Source organism: Cyanobium sp. N5-Cardenillas (assembly GCF_024345515.1).
Classification (GTDB): Bacteria; Cyanobacteriota; Cyanobacteriia; order PCC-6307; family Cyanobiaceae; genus Cyanobium.
On record NZ_JAGQBG010000038.1, the window covers coordinates 1 to 17,166 of the forward strand.

Here is a 17,166-nt window from a genome sequence, read left to right on the forward strand (position 1 = left end):
GATGACCGAGCGCGGCACCTTCATCATCAACGGTGCCGAGCGGGTGATCGTCAACCAGATCGTGCGGAGCCCGGGCGTCTACTTCAAGGACGAGCAGGACAAGAACGGCCGCAAGACCTTCAACGCCAGCCTGATCCCCAACCGTGGGGCCTGGCTGAAGTTCGAGACCGACAAGAACGACCTGCTGCACGTCCGCGTCGACAAGACCCGCAAGATCAACGCCCACGTGCTGATGCGGGCCATCGGCCTATCCGACAACGACGTGCTCGACAAGCTGCGTCACCCGGAGTACTACCAGAAGTCGATCGAGGCTTCCAACGAAGAGGGCATCTCCTCGGAAGACCAGGCCCTGCTGGAGCTCTACAAGAAGCTGCGCCCCGGTGAACCGCCCTCGGTGAGCGGCGGCCAGCAACTGCTGCACTCCCGCTTCTTCGATCCCAAGCGCTACGACCTGGGCCGGGTGGGCCGCTACAAGATCAACAAGAAGCTGCGCCTCACCATCCCCGATGCGGTGCGCACCCTCACCGCCGAGGACGTCCTCTCCACGATCGACTACCTGATCAACCTCGAACTCGATGTGGGCGGCGCCTGCCTCGATGACATCGACCACCTCGGCAACCGCCGGGTGCGTTCGGTGGGCGAGTTGCTGCAGAACCAGGTGCGCGTCGGTCTGAACCGTCTCGAGCGGATCATCAAGGAACGGATGACCGTCGGCGAGACCGAATCGCTCACGCCGGCCCAGCTGGTGAACCCCAAGCCCCTGGTGGCGGCCGTCAAGGAGTTCTTCGGCTCCAGCCAGCTGAGCCAGTTCATGGACCAGACCAACCCCCTGGCGGAGCTGACCCACAAGCGCCGCATCAGCGCCCTCGGCCCAGGCGGCCTCACCCGGGAGCGGGCCGGCTTCGCCGTGCGCGACATCCATCCCTCCCACTACGGCCGCATCTGCCCGATCGAGACCCCCGAAGGCCCCAACGCCGGCCTGATCGGTTCGCTGGCCACCCACGCCCGGGTGAACGAATACGGCTTCATCGAAACCCCCTTCTGGCGGGTGGAAGACGGCATCGTGCTCAAGCAGGGCGATCCCCTCTACCTCTCCGCCGACCTGGAGGACGAGTGCCGGGTGGCCCCCGGTGACGTGCCCACCGACGCCACCGGCCGCATCACCGTTGATCTGGTGCCGGTCCGTTATCGCCAGGACTTCGAGAAAGTTCCCCCCGAGCAGGTGGACTACGTCCAGCTGTCGCCGGTGCAGGTGATCTCGGTGGCCACCTCCCTGATCCCCTTCCTCGAGCACGACGACGCCAACCGGGCCCTGATGGGTTCGAACATGCAGCGCCAGGCCGTGCCCCTGCTGCGGCCCGAGCGGCCCCTGGTGGGCACCGGCCTGGAAACCCAGGTGGCCCGCGACTCCGGCATGGTGCCGATCACCAAGGTGAACGGCACCGTCTCCTTTGTGGACGCCACCGCCATCGTCATCCGTGACGACCAGGGCCGGGATCACACCCACTTCCTGCAGAAGTACCAGCGCTCCAACCAGGACACCTGCCTCAACCAGCGGCCGATCGTGCGCCAGGGCGACCCGGTGATCGCCGGCCAGGTGCTGGCCAACGGCTCGGCCTGCGAAGGCGGCGAGATCGCCCTCGGCCAGAACGTGCTGATCGCCTACATGCCCTGGGAGGGTTACAACTACGAGGACGCCATCCTCGTGAGCGACCGGCTGGTGCAGGACGACCTCTACACCTCGGTGCACATCGAGAAGTACGAGATCGAAGCCCGCCAGACCAAGCTCGGACCCGAGGAGATCACCCGGGAAATCCCCAACGTGGCCGAGGAGAGCCTGGGCCACCTCGATGAGATGGGCATCATCCGCATCGGCGCCTACGTGGAATCCGGCGACATCCTGGTGGGCAAGGTGACCCCCAAGGGTGAATCCGACCAGCCGCCGGAAGAGAAGCTGCTGCGCGCCATCTTCGGCGAAAAGGCCCGCGACGTGCGCGACAACTCCCTGCGGGTGCCCAGCACCGAACGGGGCCGGGTGGTCGACGTGCGCATCTACACCCGTGAGCAGGGCGACGAACTGCCGCCGGGGGCGAACATGGTGGTGCGGGTCTACGTGGCCCAGCGCCGCAAGATCCAGGTGGGCGACAAGATGGCCGGCCGCCACGGCAACAAGGGCATCATCAGCCGCATCCTTCCCCGGGAGGACATGCCCTACCTGCCCGATGGCACCCCCATCGACATCGTGCTCAACCCCCTGGGTGTGCCGAGCCGCATGAACGTCGGTCAGGTGTTCGAATGCCTGATGGGCTGGGCCTCGTCCCACCTCGACTGCCGCGTCAAGGTGGTGCCGTTCGATGAGATGTACGGCCCCGAGAAGTCGAAGCAGACGGTGCAGGCCTACCTCGAGGAGGCTGCCAAGCTGCCCGGCAAGGCGTGGGTCTATGACCCCACCAACCCCGGCAAGATCCAGCTGATCGACGGCCGCAGCGGCGAACCCTTCGACCAGCCGGTGACCGTGGGCTACGCCCACATCCTCAAGCTGGTGCACCTGGTGGACGACAAGATCCATGCCCGCTCCACCGGCCCCTACTCCCTGGTGACCCAGCAGCCCCTGGGCGGCAAGGCCCAGCAGGGCGGCCAGCGGCTCGGGGAAATGGAGGTCTGGGCCCTGGAGGCCTACGGCGCCGCCTACACCCTGCAGGAACTCCTCACCGTCAAGTCCGACGACATGCAGGGCCGCAACGAGGCCCTCAACGCCATCGTCAAGGGCAAGCCCATCCCCCGGCCGGGTACCCCCGAGTCCTTCAAGGTGCTGATGCGGGAGCTGCAGTCCCTTGGCCTCGATAGCGCCGTCTACACCGACGCCGGTGAGGAAGTCGACCTGATGCAGGACGTCAATCCTCGCCGCAGCACCCCCAGCCGTCCCACCTACGAATCCCTCGGTGTCGCGGATTACGACGATGACTGATCGCTTGATTCACCGGCTCTGATTTCTCCGCTTCTCCCGATCACCCTGCGTTTCCGCCATGTCCAACAGCAACCTGCGCACCGAAAACCACTTCGACTACGTGAAGATCACGCTCGCTTCCCCCGAGCGGATCATGCAGTGGGGGCAGCGCACGCTGCCCAACGGTCAGGTGGTGGGTGAGGTCACCAAGCCGGAAACGATCAACTACCGCACCCTCAAGCCCGAGATGGACGGGCTCTTTTGCGAGAAGATCTTCGGCCCCTCCAAGGACTGGGAATGCCATTGCGGCAAGTACAAGCGGGTGCGTCACCGCGGCATCGTCTGCGAGCGCTGCGGCGTGGAGGTGACCGAGAGCAGGGTGCGGCGCCACCGCATGGGCTTCATCAAGCTGGCGGCCCCCGTGTCGCACGTCTGGTACCTCAAGGGGATCCCCAGCTATGTGGCGATCCTGCTCGACATGCCCCTGCGGGACGTGGAGCAGATCGTCTACTTCAACTGCTACGTGGTGCTCGACAAGGGGGACCACAAGGACCTCACCTACAAGCAGCTGCTCACCGAAGACGAGTGGCTGGAGATCGAAGACCAGATCTTCGCCGAGGATTCCGAGATCGAGAACGAGCCCATCGTGGGCATCGGCGCCGAAGCCCTCAAGCAACTCCTCGAGGACATCGCCCTCGAAAAAGAGGCTGAGCAGCTGCGGGAGGACATCAACAACTCCAAGGGCCAGAAGCGGGCCAAGCTGATCAAGCGCCTCCGGGTGATCGACAACTTCATCGCCACCAACGCCCGTCCCGACTGGATGGTGCTGGATGTGATCCCGGTGATTCCACCCGATCTGCGCCCGATGGTTCAGCTCGACGGCGGTCGTTTCGCCACCAGCGATCTCAACGACCTCTACCGGCGGGTGATCAACCGCAACAACCGCCTGGCGCGCCTGCAGGAGATCCTTGCCCCCGAGATCATCGTCCGCAACGAGAAGCGGATGCTGCAGGAGGCCGTCGATGCCCTGATCGACAACGGCCGCCGCGGTCGCACCGTGGTGGGGGCCAACAACCGGGCCCTGAAGTCGCTCAGCGACATCATCGAGGGCAAGCAGGGCCGCTTCCGCCAGAACCTGCTCGGCAAGCGGGTGGATTACTCCGGCCGTTCCGTGATCGTGGTGGGCCCCAAGCTCAAGATGCACCAGTGCGGCCTGCCCAAGGAGATGGCGATCGAGCTGTTCCAGCCGTTCGTGATCCATCGCCTCATCCGCCAGAACATCGTCAACAACATCAAGGCGGCCAAGAAGCTGATCCAGCGGGCCGACGACGAGGTGATGCAGGTGCTGCAGGAAGTGATCGAAGGGCACCCGATCCTGCTCAACCGGGCCCCGACCCTGCACCGTCTGGGTATCCAGGCCTTCGAACCCAAGCTGGTCGATGGCCGGGCCATCCAGCTCCACCCCCTGGTCTGCCCCGCCTTCAACGCCGACTTCGACGGTGACCAGATGGCCGTGCACGTGCCCCTGGCGATCGAGGCCCAGACCGAGGCCCGCATGCTGATGCTGGCCAGCAACAACGTGCTGTCTCCCGCCACCGGCGAGCCGATCATCACCCCGTCCCAGGACATGGTGCTGGGCGCCTACTACCTCACCGCCGTTGATCGTGAGAAGGTGCAGCCCGCCTTCGGCGACCGCTCGCGCACCTTCGCCGATCTCGAGGATGTGATCGCCGCCTTCGAGGAGAAGCACCTCACCCTGCACGACTGGGTCTGGGTGCGCTTCAACGGCGAGGTGGAGAGCGACGACGAGGACAACGAGCCCGTCCAGCAGGGCATCCTCTCGGACGGCACCCGCTTCGAGCAGTGGAAGTTCCGCCGCGACCGCTTCGATGAGGACGGCGCCCTGATCAGCCGTTACCTGCTGACCACCGTGGGTCGGGTCGTGATCAACCACACCATCATCGACGCCGTGGCCGCCACCTGAGTTCCACCGGCCGGGCCGAGCCCCGGGCCCCGTGTCTTCCGTTCCCCTCCAGCCTTTTCCAACGCGCGCTGCCATGACCGCCACCCCCGCCAAGAAGATCAGCAAGAAGAGCGCCAAGGCCGCCGCCGACCTGGCGGCCGCCACCGCCGCCGCCGAACTGGCGGCCTCCGCCCTGAGCAAGCAGGCGCCGCCGTTCCGTAACCGGATCATCGACAAGAAGGCGCTGCGCAACCTGGTCTCCTGGGCCTACAAGCACCACGGCACCGCGGCCACCGCCGCGATGGCCGATGAGCTGAAGGATCTGGGTTTTCACTACGCCACCCAGGCGGCGGTGTCGATCTCGGTCGACGACCTGCGCATTCCCGGCGACAAGGCGGTGCTGCTGGAGGAGGCCGAGGAGCAGATCACGGCCACCGAGGAGCGCTACCGGCTGGGTGAGATCACCGAGGTGGAACGCCACACCAAGGTGATCGACACCTGGACCGAAACCAACGAGCGGCTGGTGGCGGCGGTGCGCCGCAACTTCAACGACAACGATCCACTCAATTCCGTGTGGATGATGGCCAACTCCGGCGCCCGGGGGAACATGTCCCAGGTGCGCCAGCTGGTGGGCATGCGCGGCCTGATGGCCAACCCCCAGGGGGAGATCATCGACCTGCCGATCCGCACCAACTTCCGTGAGGGCCTCACGGTCACCGAGTACGTGATCTCCTCCTACGGCGCCCGCAAGGGCCTGGTGGACACCGCGCTGCGCACCGCCGACTCCGGCTACCTCACCCGTCGCCTGGTGGACGTGGCCCAGGACGTGATCGTGCGGGAGGAGGACTGCGGCACCCACCGCTTCATCCCCATCAACGCCGACGAGCGCGGCCGCTTCGGCACCAAGCTGGTGGGCCGTCTGGCGGCCCAGCCCGTCGTCGACAGCGACGGCGTCGTCATCGTCGATCGCAACGGTGAGATCGACCCGGCCCTTTCCGCTGCCATCGAGAAGGCGGCGATCGCCACCGTGATGGTGCGCTCGCCCCTCACCTGCGAGGCCTCCCGATCGGTCTGCCGCAAGTGCTACGGCTGGGCCCTGGCCCACAACGAGCTGGTCGACCTGGGCGAAGCCGTCGGCATCATCGCCGCCCAGTCGATCGGCGAGCCCGGTACCCAGCTCACCATGCGGACCTTCCACACCGGTGGTGTGTCCACGGCCGAGACCGGCGTGGTGCGCTCCCTGGTGGATGGGATCGTGGAGTTCGGCCCCAAGGCCCGTGTCCGCGACCACCGCACCCCCCACGGGGTGGAGGCCAAGCTGGCCGAAACCGATTTCACCCTCACCCTCAAGCCCTCGGGCAAGGGCAAGGTGCAGAAGATCGACATCACCAACGGCTCGATCCTCTTCGTGGCCGATGGCGATCCCGTCGCCAACGACATCATCCTGGCCCAGATCTCCTCGGGCTCAGCGGTGAAGAAGAGCGTGGAGAAGGCCACCAAGGATGTCATCTGCGACCTGGCCGGCCAGGTGCGCTTCGAGGACGTGATCCAGCCCCGGGAAGTCACCGACCGCCAGGGCAACATCACCCACAAGGCCCAGCGTCTCGGACGCCTGTGGGTGTTCAGCGGTGACGTCTACAACCTGCCGCCCAACGCCCTCCCCGTCGTGGAGACCGACAAGCCGGTGACCACCGGCAACGTGCTGGCCGAGAGCCGTCTGCAGAGCGAGTACGGCGGCGCCGTGCGGCTGCGCGAGTCCACCGGCGACTCCCGCGAAGTGCAGATCGTCACCGCCAGCCTCACCCTCAAGGACTGCAAGCTGGTGGGTGAATCCAGCCACACCGGCGAAAGCTGGCACCTGGAGGGCAAGGACAACACCCGTTACCTGGTCAAGACCCAGCCCGGCACCAAGATCGGCGCCGGTGAGGTGATCGCCGAACTCACCGACGACCGCTTCCGCACCCAGACCGGTGGCATGGTGAAGTTCGCCCCCGGCCTCTCGATCAAGAAGGCCCGCTCCGCCAAGCACGGCTTCGAGGTGAGCAAGGGCGGCACCCTGCTGTGGATTCCCCAGGAAACCCACGAGATCAACAAGGACATCTCCCTGCTGATGATCGAGGACGGCCAGTGGATCGAGGCCGGCACCGAGGTGGTGAAGGACATCTTCAGCCAGACCGCGGGCATCGTCACCGTCACCCAGAAGAACGACATCCTGCGGGAGATCATCGTGCGTTCTGGTGAGCTGCACCTGATCTCCGACGCCAAGGTGCTCGGCCGCTATGGCGAGGACGGCAAGATGGTCAATCCCGGCGAAGAGATCGCCCCTGGCCTCAAGGCCGCGGCGATGAAGTTCGTCGAGAAGGTCGACACCCCCGAGGGCGGCGCCCTGCTGCTGCGGCCCGTCGAGGAATACGCCATCCCCGATGCCGCCCACCTGCCCGAACTTTCCACGGTCAAGCAGACCGGCGGCCCCTCCCTGGGGCTGAAGGCCACCCAGCGCCTCACCTTCAAGGACGGCGAGCTGATCAAGTCGGTGGAAGGGGTGGAGCTGCTGCGCACCCAGTTGATCCTGGAATCCTTCGACACCACCCCCCAGATGACGGTGGACGTGGAGGCCGTCGCTGACAAGCGGGCCAAGACCATCGAGCGGCTGCAGCTGGTGATCCTGGAAACCTTGCTGGTTAGGCGCGACACCCTCTCCGACGCCAGCCACGGCTCCACCCACACTGAACTGCAGGTGGAGGACGGCATCACCGTCAAGCGCGGCGATGTGGTGGCCACCACCCAGATCCTCTGCAAGGAGAACGGCGTGGTGCAACTGCCCGAACCCGTCGTCGGTGAACCGATCCGGCGCCTGATCGTGGAGCGGGCCGACGACACCCGCAGCCTGGACCTGGGCGGGGCCGCCCCGAAGGTGGCGGTGGGCGATCGCATCGTCGATGGCGACGTGCTCGCCGATGGGGTGCTCTCCCCCTGCTGCGGTCAGGTGGAGGCCATCAACGGCAAGACCCTCACCATCCGTCTGGGTCGGCCGTACATGGTGTCGCCCGATTCGGTGCTGCACGTCCGTGACGGTGAACTCGTGCAACGGGGCGACGGCCTGGCCCTGCTGGTGTTCGAACGCCAGAAGACCGGCGACATCGTCCAGGGTCTGCCCCGGATCGAAGAACTGCTGGAGGCCCGCCGACCGCGGGAATCGGCCGTGCTCTGCCGCAAGAGCGGCACCGTGCAGATCAAGCAGGGCGAGGACGACGATACGATCACCGTGTCGGTGATCGAGGCCGACGACGTCATCACCGAGTACCCGATTCTTCTCGGCCGCAACGTGATGGTCTCCGATGGCCAGCAGGTGAGCGCCGGTGAGATGCTCACCGATGGCCCGATCAATCCCCACGAGCTGCTGGAGTGCTTCTTCGAGGACCTGCGCAGCCGCAAGCCCACCATGGAGGCGGCCCAGGAGGCGATCTCCAAGCTGCAGTTCCGCATGGTCACGGAAGTGCAGAACGTCTACAAGTCGCAGGGGGTGTCGATCAGCGACAAGCACATTGAAGTCATCGTGCGCCAGATGACCAGCAAGGTCCGCATCGAGGATGCCGGTGACACCACCCTGCTGCCCGGGGAGTTGATCGAGCTGCGTCAGGTGGAGCAGGTGAATTCCGCCATGGGCATCACCGGTGGCGCTCCGGCCGAGTTCACCCCCGTGCTGCTGGGCATCACCAAGGCCTCCCTCAACACCGATTCGTTCATCTCGGCGGCCTCCTTCCAGGAGACCACCCGGGTGCTCACCGAAGCGGCGATCGAGGGCAAGAGCGACTGGCTGCGGGGCCTCAAGGAGAACGTGATCATCGGCCGCCTGATCCCCGCCGGCACGGGCTTCGGTGGCTTCGAGGAGGAGCTGCGTGCCGAGGCCGGACCCCACCCCGACATCCTCGAGGAGGAGGCCGCGGGCTACCGCCGCAACCAGAACCTGCGTCCCGACTACACCGTCGAGATGCCCGCCCCGGCGGTGACCGCCGCCGTGCTGGACGACCCCTCCGAGGAGGATCTGGAGGCCACCCGCAGCCGCCACGGCATCGAAGCGGCCACCAGCGGCTTTGCCGCCTTCGCCCGTCCCACGGCGGATGAGGGCCTCGAAGAGGAGCTGATCGCTGATCCGGCCGCCCTCGAGGGCCTGCAGGAGGAGGGGCTGCTCAGCGATGACTGATCCCGCCATCGCCACCCCGGTGCCGGTGCGCCGGGTGCCGCGCTTCGGCTTCCACACCCACACCGAGCGCTTCAATGGCCGGCTGGCCATGCTCGGCTTCATCGCCCTGGTGGCGGTGGAGTGGAAGCTGGGTCACGGCCTGCTGATCTGGCCCTGATGGCGGAGCCCGTTCCCCTGCTGGGGATGGGCCTGGAGGCCCTCCAGGAGTGGGCGGGCCTGCAGGGCCAGCCCGCCTTTCGTGGCAAGCAGCTGCACGACTGGATCTACACCAGGGGAGCCCGCAGCCTCGAGGAGATCACGGTGCTGCCCAAGGCCTGGCGGGAGCAGCTGGCGGCCGCCGGCACCGGCCTCGGCCGCTCGCCCCTGCTGCACCGCAGCGACGCCCGCGACGGCACCACAAAGCTGCTGCTGGGCACCGCCGACGGCCTCAGCATCGAGACGGTGGGAATTCCCAGCGGCGACCGGCTCACGGTCTGCGTCAGCAGCCAGGTGGGCTGCCCCATGGGCTGCCGCTTCTGCGCCACCGGCAAGGGGGGGCTGCAGCGCTCCCTGGCGGTGCACGAGATCGTCGATCAGGTGCTGAGTGTGCGGGAGGCGATGGACCGCCGCCCCAGCCACGTGGTGTTCATGGGCATGGGGGAACCCCTGCTGAACACCGAAGCGGTGCTTGAAGCCATCGCCTGCCTCTGCACCGATCTGGGCATGGCCCAGCGGCAGATCACCGTCAGCACCGTGGGGGTGCCCCGCAGCCTGCCCACCCTGGCCGAGCGCGCCCTGGAGCGGCTGGGCCGGGCCCAGTTCACCCTGGCCGTGAGCCTCCATGCCCCCGACCAGCGCCTGCGGGAGGAGCTGATCCCCACCGCCCACGCCTATCCCATGGAGGCGCTGCTCGACGACTGCCGCCACTATGTGGCCCTCACCGGCCGGCGGGTGAGCTTCGAGTACATCCTGCTGGGCGGTCTCAACGACCATCCCCGCCAGGCCGACGCCCTGGCCCGCCTGCTGCGGGGGTTCCAGAGCCACGTCAACCTGATCGCCTACAACCCGATCGCCGAGGAGGACTTCCGGCGACCCGCTCCGGAGGCGGTGGAGGCCTTCCGTTCCCAGCTGGAGCGGCGCCACATCGCCGTGAGCGTGCGGGCCAGCCGCGGCCTGGATCAGGATGCGGCCTGCGGTCAGCTGCGCCGCCGCCTGCTCAGCGCCCCGGTGGCGTGATCGGCCGGGCCATGGCCCAGCGACCCGCCGCCGTGTTCGCCATCACCGGCCTGGTGGTGGCCCTGGCCTATCTCGGGCTGTGCGGCCTGCTGTTCCTGCGCCAGCGTTCCCTGCTCTATTTCCCCCAGCCCCGCTCAGCCGAAGCGCCCGGCGAGCTGCTGACCCTGCCGATCGCCGACGGCCCGCCGGGGGGCCGGGTGCTGGTGAGCGTCCGCCGCCGCCCCGGCCCGAAGGCGCTGCTTTATTTCGGCGGCAATGCGGAGGCCGTGGCGGGCCAGCTGCCGCTGCTGGAGGCCGCCTTTCCCGAGCACGCCCTCTACCTGATGCACTACCGGGGCTATGGCGGCAGCAGCGGCCAGCCGTCGGAGCAGGCCCTGTTCGCCGATGCCCGCGCCCTGTTCGATCGGGTCCGGGCCGACCACGACCATATCGCCGTGCTGGGCCGCAGCCTGGGCAGCGGTGTGGCGGTGCACCTGGCGGCCCGGCGTCCGGTGGCCCGGCTGGTGCTGGTCACACCGTTCGACAGCATCGAAGCGGTGGCGGCCCGCCAGTTCCCGCTGGTGCCGGTGGCCCTGCTGCTGCGGGACAAGTACCGCTCCTGGGCGGAGGCCCCCCGCGTGGACGCGCCCACCCTGCTGATCGCCGCCGAACGGGACGAGGTGATCCCGCGTGCCCATACCGACGCCCTGCTGTCGAGCTTCCGCCCCGGCATCGCTTCCATGGTGGTGCTGCCCGTCGACGGCCACAACGCGGTGGAGGGCTCCCCCGGCTACATCCCGCTGCTGCGCGAGTTTTCGGCGTCCCGCTCGGCGGAGTAGGCCCCACGGGCGCCCTGGCCGTTCCAGGGGGTGAGCCGCAGCATCAGCAGGAAGGCCGGCAGGGCCGCGGCGGTGGTGGCCAGGAAAAAGCCCGGCCAGCCGAGCCGTTCGGCCACCAGCCCGGCGGGGGCGGCCAGCAGCGAGCGGCTCAGGGCGTAGACCCCCGAGAGCAGGGCGTACTGGGTGGCGGAGAAGCGGGGGTTGCAGAGGCTCATCAGCAGCGCCACGAAGGCGGCGCCCACCATGCCGCCACCGATGTTCTCCAGGGCCACGGCCGTCAGCAGGGCCGGCATGCCGCCGTCGAAGCGGGCCAGGGCCCAGTAGGCGAGGTTGCCCGCCGCCCCCACCAGGGCGAACAGCCACAGCGAGCGGTTCATGCCCAGCCGGCCGAACAGCAGGCCCCCCAGCAGCGTGCCCACGATGGTGGCGCCGATGCCCCAGCCCGCCAGCACCGATCCCACCACCTCGGGGCTGAAGCCCTTCTGGATCAGGAACGGCACCGCCATCAGGCCGAGCAGGCCGTCGGGCCAGCGGTAGAGCAGCACCAGGGTGAGCAGGGCCAAGGCCCTGGGGCCGCCGCTGCGGTGCAGGAACTCCCGCGCTGGACCCAGCACGGCCTGGCGCAGGCTGCTCACCGGCACCGCCAGGGGTTCCAGGCGCGGCGCCGTGAGGGTGAAGGGCACCACCACCAGCATCAGCACCGCCGAGAACACGAAGGCCAGGGGCCAGTCGTAGCGGCCGGCCAGGATGAAGCCGCCGGCCCCCACGGCCAGCATCGCCGTGCGATAACCCAGGTTGGAGGCGGCGGCTCCGGCCCCCCGCTCCAGATCCGGCAGCAGGTCGGTGCGGTAGGCATCCACGGCGATGTCCTGGGTGGCGCTGACCACGGCCAGTAGCACGGCCATCAGGCCGATCGCCGTCAGGCTGGCAGGATCCGTGGAGGGCCGCAGCAGGGCCATGGCGCCGATCACCGCCACCAGGGTGAGCTGCAGCACCAGCAGCCAGCCGCGGCGGCGGTCGGGCCAGGGCAAGGGCCAGCGATCGAGGGCCGGAGCCCAGACCATCTTCAGGGTGTAGGGCAGCTCCGCCAGCCCCAGCAGGCCGATCAGGCTCAGGGGGATCTGGCTGGCGGTGAGCCAGCCCTGCAGCAGCTTGGTGCCCACCATGTAGGGGGTGCCACTGGCCACCCCCTCCGCGGCCACCGCCAGGAGGCGACGCCAGGGCGGGACGCTGCTGGAGGCACGGGTGGCCATGGCCGCTTGCGGGTGGCCGAACCCTAGAAGCGACCGCCCGGACCACAATGCAGCCAGCACCGCCGTCCGGCTTCCCCATGTCCTTCCTGCGCTCCACGCTCCTGCCCGTCGCCATCGTGCTGCTGTTCGGTCTGGCCCTGTTCGCCGTCAGTGCCCGCATCTGGCTGCCCGGCGACATGGCCGCCCCCGCGCCGCTGGGCTGATCCGGCGGCCGTCCTGCTTTTACGATGCCGTCACCTGGATGGCTCCATGCCGGACGACGGCCTGCCCTTTCCCGAAACCACCCATGAGCTGGCCCTCGATCCGGAGGTGCTGGCACGGGAGCTGGCGCAGGAGCTGCTGGGTGATCCGCTCGATGAGATCGACAGCGTTGCCCCCTCCAGCTCCGATGTGGCCGCCGAGTGCGACCTCGGCATCGAACTGCTGAAGGGGGGGCGTGAGGAGCGGCTGCAGGGGCTGCGCATCTTCTGCGAGCACCGGGACCCCCGGGCCATTCCGCTGCTGCTGCCGTTGCTGAAGGCCGGTTGCCCGATCGTGCGCATGAGCGCCGTCTACGCCCTCGGTCGCAACCCCCACCCCCTGGCGGTGGAGCCCCTGCTGGGCCTGCTCGGGGCTGACGACAACGGTTACGTGCGCAAGGCGGTGGCCTGGAGCCTGGGGAACTACCCCGAGGCCCCCGTGCTCAACCCGCTGATCCGGGCCCTGGAGATGGACATCGCTGCGGTGCGGCTGTGGGCCGCCAGCTCCCTGGCCGATGCCGGCGCCACCGGCGTGGCCAAGGCCGACCCCGCCGCCGCCCAGCTGCTGCTCAGCCTGCGCATCGACAGCGAGCCAGCCGTGCGCAGCAACAGCGCCTGGTCGCTGGGGCGCCTCTACACCGATCTGGTGGAGCCACGCCAGCGGGACGTGGTGGAAGCCCTGCTGCACACGATGCTGCACGACGGTGATTCCACCGTCCGGGACGAGGCCCGGATGGCCCTGGAGCAGCTGGAGCAGCCCGAGGTGCTCGAACGGCTCCAGACCCTGGTGGACGAGGGTCTGATCAGCTGAGCGGCCCTGCCGCCGCGGCGCTCCGACCCACCGCAGCCACCGGTAATCACGGTTAAGATCCCGGTCTCACCTGTGCAGCCCACCCGGGATGGCCCAACGCACCATCCGCTTCCGCATTCGTCCTGACGGACGGGTGGAGGAACTCGTGGAGGGTGTGCAGGGCGAGGGTTGTTCCCGGCTCACCGAGCGGATCGAGGCCAGGCTGGGCAGCGTCCAGCAACGCCGCAGCACCTCGGAAGCGTTCCAGGCCCAACCCCTCGATCTCCAGGACCCCCAGGTGGTCGTCCAGCACCACGGCCCCTGAGCCACCGCCCCTCCTCCCCCTTCGTCCCATGTCGCACTTCAGCACCGTCAAAACCGAGCTGCGCGATCGCCAGGCCCTGGTGGAAGCCCTCCGCGACCTGGGTTACCCCCCCGCCGAAGGCTCCGTCGAGGTGCGTGGCTACCGCGGCCAGACCGTGACCGCCGACCTGGCCATCCCCCAGGACGGTGGGGTGGACATCGGCTTCCGCCTCAACCCGGACAGCGGCAGCTACGAGCTGGTCACCGACCTGGAGCTCTGGAAGCAGCCCATCCCAGTGGAGCGTTTCCTGGCCAAGCTCACCCAGCGCTACGCCCTGCGCACCATTCTTGCCAGCACCGCCGAGGAGGGCTTCCAGGTGAGCGAGCAGACCAGCCACCTCGACGGCAGCATCGAACTGGTGGTGACCCGCTGGGACGCCTGACCCCGTGAGCACAACGGGCCCCTCCGCCGGCCTCGATCCCGCCCTGGCCTTTCGCACCGCGGCGGCCCCGGAGTCGGAGGCGACAGGGCTGGAGCCGGTGCTGGGAGGGGCCCTGCGCCAGCAGGCCGTCTGGGTGGATGAGGCCGTCTGCATCGGCTGCCGCTACTGCGCCCATGTGGCCGGCAACACCTTCGTGGTGGAGCCCGACTGGGGCCGTTCCCGGGCCCTGCGCCAGGACGGGGACAGCACCGAGAGGATCCAGGAAGCGATCGACACCTGCCCCGTGGACTGCATCCACTGGGTGGCCTACGAACAGCTGCCCGTCCTCAGGGCCCAGCTCGACGAGCAGGAGATCCAGCCCCTGGGGCTCCCCTCCCAGGGCCGGCGCCGCCGAACCCTGCCCCGCTCCGTCCCGCCAGCGCCATGACCATCCCCAGCCGGCGTTTCGGCCGCACGGGCCTGGCCATGCCGGTGCTTTCTCTGGGCGGCATGCGCTTTCAGCAGAGCTGGAGCGACCTGCCGCCCGAGGCGGTGGTGGCCGAGAGCCAGGACCGGCTGGAGGCCACCCTCCGGGCCGCCATCGCAGCGGGCCTGCACCACATCGAAACCGCCCGCCACTACGGCACCTCGGAGCGGCAGCTGGGCTGGCTGCTGCCCCGGCTGCCGGATCCCCGGCGCCTCCTGCAGACCAAGGTCCCCCCCAGCGCCGACCCGGCTGCCTTTGAGGCCGACCTGCGCACCAGCTTCGAGCGGCTGGGCCTGACCGGAGAGGGGGGCCGGGTCGATCTGCTGGCCATCCATGGCCTCAACACCCCGGAGCTGCTCGATCAGACCCTGCGGCCCGGCGGTTGCCGGGAGGTGGCGCGCCGCTGGCAGGAGGCGGGCCGGATCGGCCACGTGGGCTTCTCCACCCATGCGCCGCTGCCCCTGATCCTGGAGGCGATCGCCAGCGACCAGTTCGACTACATCAACCTGCACTGGTACTTCATCCGCCAGGACAACCGGGCGGCGATCGAGGCCGCCACCGCCCATGACATGGGGGTGTTCGTGATCAGCCCCACCGACAAGGGGGGCCACCTGCACAGCCCCTCCCAGCGTCTGGGCGAGCTCTGCGCGCCGCTGCATCCGATCGTCTTCAACGACCTGTTCTGCCTGTCGGCCCCCGGCATCCACACCATCAGCGTCGGCGCCGCCTCCCCGCAGGACCTGGACCTGCACCTGGAGGCGGTGGCGCTGCTGCCCAGGGCCGGGGAGCTGCTGCCGCCGATTCTGGAGCGCCTCCAGAAGGCCCGCCGCCGGGCCCTCGGCGACGACTGGCTGGCCAGCTGGGACCGGGGCCTGCCGGCCTGGGAGGACACCCCCGGCCGGATCAACCTGCCGGTGCTGCTCTGGCTGCACAACCTGCTGGAGGCCTGGGATCTGGAGGCCTACGGCCGCGCCCGCTACGGCCTGCTGGGCCAGGGCAGCCACTGGTTTCCGGGGGAGAACGCCGACGCCCTCGACAGCAGCGTCAGCGAGGCCGAGCTGCTGGCGGTGCTGCAGGCCAGCCCCTGGGCCGCCGAGATCCCAGGCCTGCTGCGGCGTCTGCGGCGGAGGCTGGGGGGCGAGGCCGTCAAACGGCTGCAGGCGGCCTAGGCCCCCGGCGTGCTGGCGCCCGGCGCGATCGGTGTTTTCTGCGGTACCCCCACGGCGCGGGGGTAGGCGGCCGGACAGGGGCCGGCCGGCCGCAGCCAGAGGCCGTGCCGCACGCCCCGGCCCGCCGGCAGGTCGCGGCGCTGTACCGGATCCACCGACGCCCGCAGCACCCCCACGGCCGCCTCCAGATCCCGCTGGTCGTCGGCCCCCCACTGGCCCCGGTAGAGCAGGGCCAGGCCGTCGGGCTTCAGCAGGGGCACCAGGTACTCGGCCACCACCGGCGCGCTGGCCACGGCGCGGGCCATGGCGCGATCGAAGCGTCCCCGGCAGTCCCGGGCGCGGCCGGTGCGCTCGACCCGTTCGCAGCGCAGCCGCAGCCTGCCCTCGTCCAGCCCCAGACTGCGAGCCATGGCCCGCACCGCCTCCAGCTTGCGGCCCACCGAATCCACCAGGGTGATCCGGGCCGTGGGCAGGGCGATCGCCAGGGCCAGGCCGGGGAAACCGCCGCCGGTGCCCACGTCGATCAGCTCCAGGCCGTCGGGGACGCCGCCGGGGGCGTTCAGCAGGGGCACCCAGGGCCAGAGGCTGTCGAACACCTGGGCGATCCAGAAATCGTCGCCCTCCACCAGCCGGGTGAGGTTGACCCGGCCGTTCCACAGCCGCAACTGCTCCTGCAGGGCCACCAGCGCCGCCAGCTGGTCGTCGGTGGGGGTCCAGCCGAGCGCCTGCCAGAGGCCGGCATCGGGAGGGGCGCTGGGGTCGGGGCTGGCGGCCATCCGCTACGGCAGTGGTGCTTCTCCCTAGGATCCCTCACGCCGGGCAGGCTGCCATCGCCGCCGCAGGGACCATGTCCGCCACAGCCAAGCCCCCCACCCACTACCAGGTGCTGCAGCTGCAGCCCACCGCCACCGATCAGGAGCTGCGGCAGGCGTTCAGGGGCCTGAGCAAGCGCTACCACCCCGACACCACCGCCCTGCCGGCCGGCGAGGCTGAGGTGGCCTTCCGGCAGCTGCGCCAGGCCTATGCCGTGCTGAGTGATCCGGCCGCCCGCCGGCTCTATGACGCCGCCCTGCTGCAGAGCGCCCTGCCGACCCCGGTGCAGCGCCCCCCGTCCGTGGCCGTCGTCCGGCCGGTGTCGGTGCGCCGGGCCCTGTCGGGCGGTGAATGGTTCGCCCTGCTGCTGCTGGCCCTGGCCCTGGTGCTCAGCCTGGTGCTGGGGCTGGGGGTGGCCTGGGCGCGGGGCGCCGAACTGATGTCCTGGCCGAGCTGGTGGGCCGACCTCGAGACGGCTTCGGCCCCGGCGCCACCCCCCTCCCCCAGCCCGCCCCTGCCGATCCGACCGTGACCCTGCCCCCC

Annotated in this window: 15 protein-coding genes; 13 read left to right on the forward strand and 2 right to left on the reverse strand. The window is 69.3% G+C overall.

Annotated features, from left to right (window positions below; all coding sequences use genetic code 11):
• The 6 genes from rpoB to KBZ04_RS04875 all read left to right on the forward strand — a co-directional run.
• Positions 1-2,968: DNA-directed RNA polymerase subunit beta (gene rpoB, locus KBZ04_RS04850; protein WP_254990794.1), on the forward strand; the 2,968-nt coding region annotated here is incomplete at its 5' end.
• Positions 2,969-3,026: 58 nt separating this feature from the next.
• The gene (locus tag KBZ04_RS04855; RefSeq protein ID WP_254990795.1) at positions 3,027-4,931 is read left to right on the forward strand and encodes a DNA-directed RNA polymerase subunit gamma; all 1,905 of its coding nucleotides are present in this window, start codon (positions 3,027-3,029) and stop codon (positions 4,929-4,931) included.
• A 73-nt stretch (positions 4,932-5,004) separates the two neighbouring features.
• Positions 5,005-9,114 (forward strand): DNA-directed RNA polymerase subunit beta', encoded by a 4,110-nt coding sequence (locus KBZ04_RS04860; RefSeq protein ID WP_254990796.1) that lies wholly within the window; start codon positions 5,005-5,007, stop codon positions 9,112-9,114.
• A complete protein-coding gene (locus KBZ04_RS04865; protein WP_254990797.1) occupies positions 9,107-9,271 on the forward strand; it encodes a high light inducible protein in 165 nt (54 codons plus the stop codon). Before KBZ04_RS04860 ends, KBZ04_RS04865 begins: the two co-directional genes overlap by 8 nt.
• Positions 9,271-10,329: a 23S rRNA (adenine(2503)-C(2))-methyltransferase RlmN gene (rlmN, locus tag KBZ04_RS04870; RefSeq protein WP_254990798.1), complete on the forward strand. Its 1,059-nt coding sequence runs from the start codon at positions 9,271-9,273 to the stop codon at positions 10,327-10,329. The genes KBZ04_RS04865 and rlmN overlap by 1 nt, the downstream gene beginning before the upstream one ends.
• An 11-nt stretch (positions 10,330-10,340) precedes the next feature.
• A complete protein-coding gene (locus KBZ04_RS04875) occupies positions 10,341-11,147 on the forward strand; it encodes an alpha/beta hydrolase (protein ID WP_254990799.1) in 807 nt (268 codons plus the stop codon).
• Here the strand turns inward: KBZ04_RS04875 and KBZ04_RS04880 are convergent.
• Positions 11,099-12,400, reverse strand: coding sequence for an AmpG family muropeptide MFS transporter (locus KBZ04_RS04880; protein ID WP_254990800.1), 1,302 nt, complete (start codon positions 12,398-12,400; stop codon positions 11,099-11,101). The genes KBZ04_RS04875 and KBZ04_RS04880 overlap by 49 nt on opposite strands.
• 77 nt (positions 12,401-12,477) lie before the next feature.
• Between KBZ04_RS04880 and KBZ04_RS04885 the strand changes: the two genes are divergently transcribed.
• From KBZ04_RS04885 to KBZ04_RS04910, 6 genes are all read left to right on the forward strand, one after another.
• Positions 12,478-12,603 (forward strand): hypothetical protein, encoded by a 126-nt coding sequence (locus KBZ04_RS04885; RefSeq protein ID WP_254944288.1) that lies wholly within the window; start codon positions 12,478-12,480, stop codon positions 12,601-12,603.
• Positions 12,604-12,649: 46 nt separating this feature from the next.
• Positions 12,650-13,450, forward strand: coding sequence for a HEAT repeat domain-containing protein (locus tag KBZ04_RS04890; RefSeq protein ID WP_254990802.1), 801 nt, complete (start codon positions 12,650-12,652; stop codon positions 13,448-13,450).
• An 88-nt stretch (positions 13,451-13,538) separates the two neighbouring features.
• Positions 13,539-13,754, forward strand: a complete 216-nt coding sequence (locus KBZ04_RS04895; protein WP_254990803.1) for a DUF2997 domain-containing protein — start codon at positions 13,539-13,541, stop codon at positions 13,752-13,754.
• A 28-nt stretch (positions 13,755-13,782) separates the two neighbouring features.
• The gene (locus KBZ04_RS04900; protein WP_254990804.1) at positions 13,783-14,175 is read left to right on the forward strand and encodes a DUF1257 domain-containing protein; all 393 of its coding nucleotides are present in this window, start codon (positions 13,783-13,785) and stop codon (positions 14,173-14,175) included.
• Between the two features lie 4 nt (positions 14,176-14,179).
• Positions 14,180-14,602, forward strand: coding sequence for a ferredoxin (locus KBZ04_RS04905; protein ID WP_254990805.1), 423 nt, complete (start codon positions 14,180-14,182; stop codon positions 14,600-14,602).
• Positions 14,599-15,810 carry an aldo/keto reductase gene (locus KBZ04_RS04910; protein ID WP_254990806.1) on the forward strand — a complete coding sequence of 404 codons (1,212 nt, stop codon included), beginning with the start codon at positions 14,599-14,601 and terminating at the stop codon, positions 15,808-15,810. The genes KBZ04_RS04905 and KBZ04_RS04910 overlap by 4 nt, the downstream gene beginning before the upstream one ends.
• On the opposite strand, the gene KBZ04_RS04915 is transcribed toward KBZ04_RS04910, so the two are convergent.
• Positions 15,807-16,586 carry a 16S rRNA (guanine(527)-N(7))-methyltransferase RsmG gene (locus tag KBZ04_RS04915; protein WP_254990807.1) on the reverse strand — a complete coding sequence of 260 codons (780 nt, stop codon included), beginning with the start codon at positions 16,584-16,586 and terminating at the stop codon, positions 15,807-15,809. The genes KBZ04_RS04910 and KBZ04_RS04915 overlap by 4 nt on opposite strands.
• A 71-nt stretch (positions 16,587-16,657) precedes the next feature.
• Here KBZ04_RS04915 and KBZ04_RS04920 point away from each other — a divergent pair, with 71 nt between their 5' ends.
• Positions 16,658-17,155: a J domain-containing protein gene (locus KBZ04_RS04920; RefSeq protein ID WP_254990808.1), complete on the forward strand. Its 498-nt coding sequence runs from the start codon at positions 16,658-16,660 to the stop codon at positions 17,153-17,155.
• Positions 17,156-17,166: the final 11 nt, after the last annotated feature.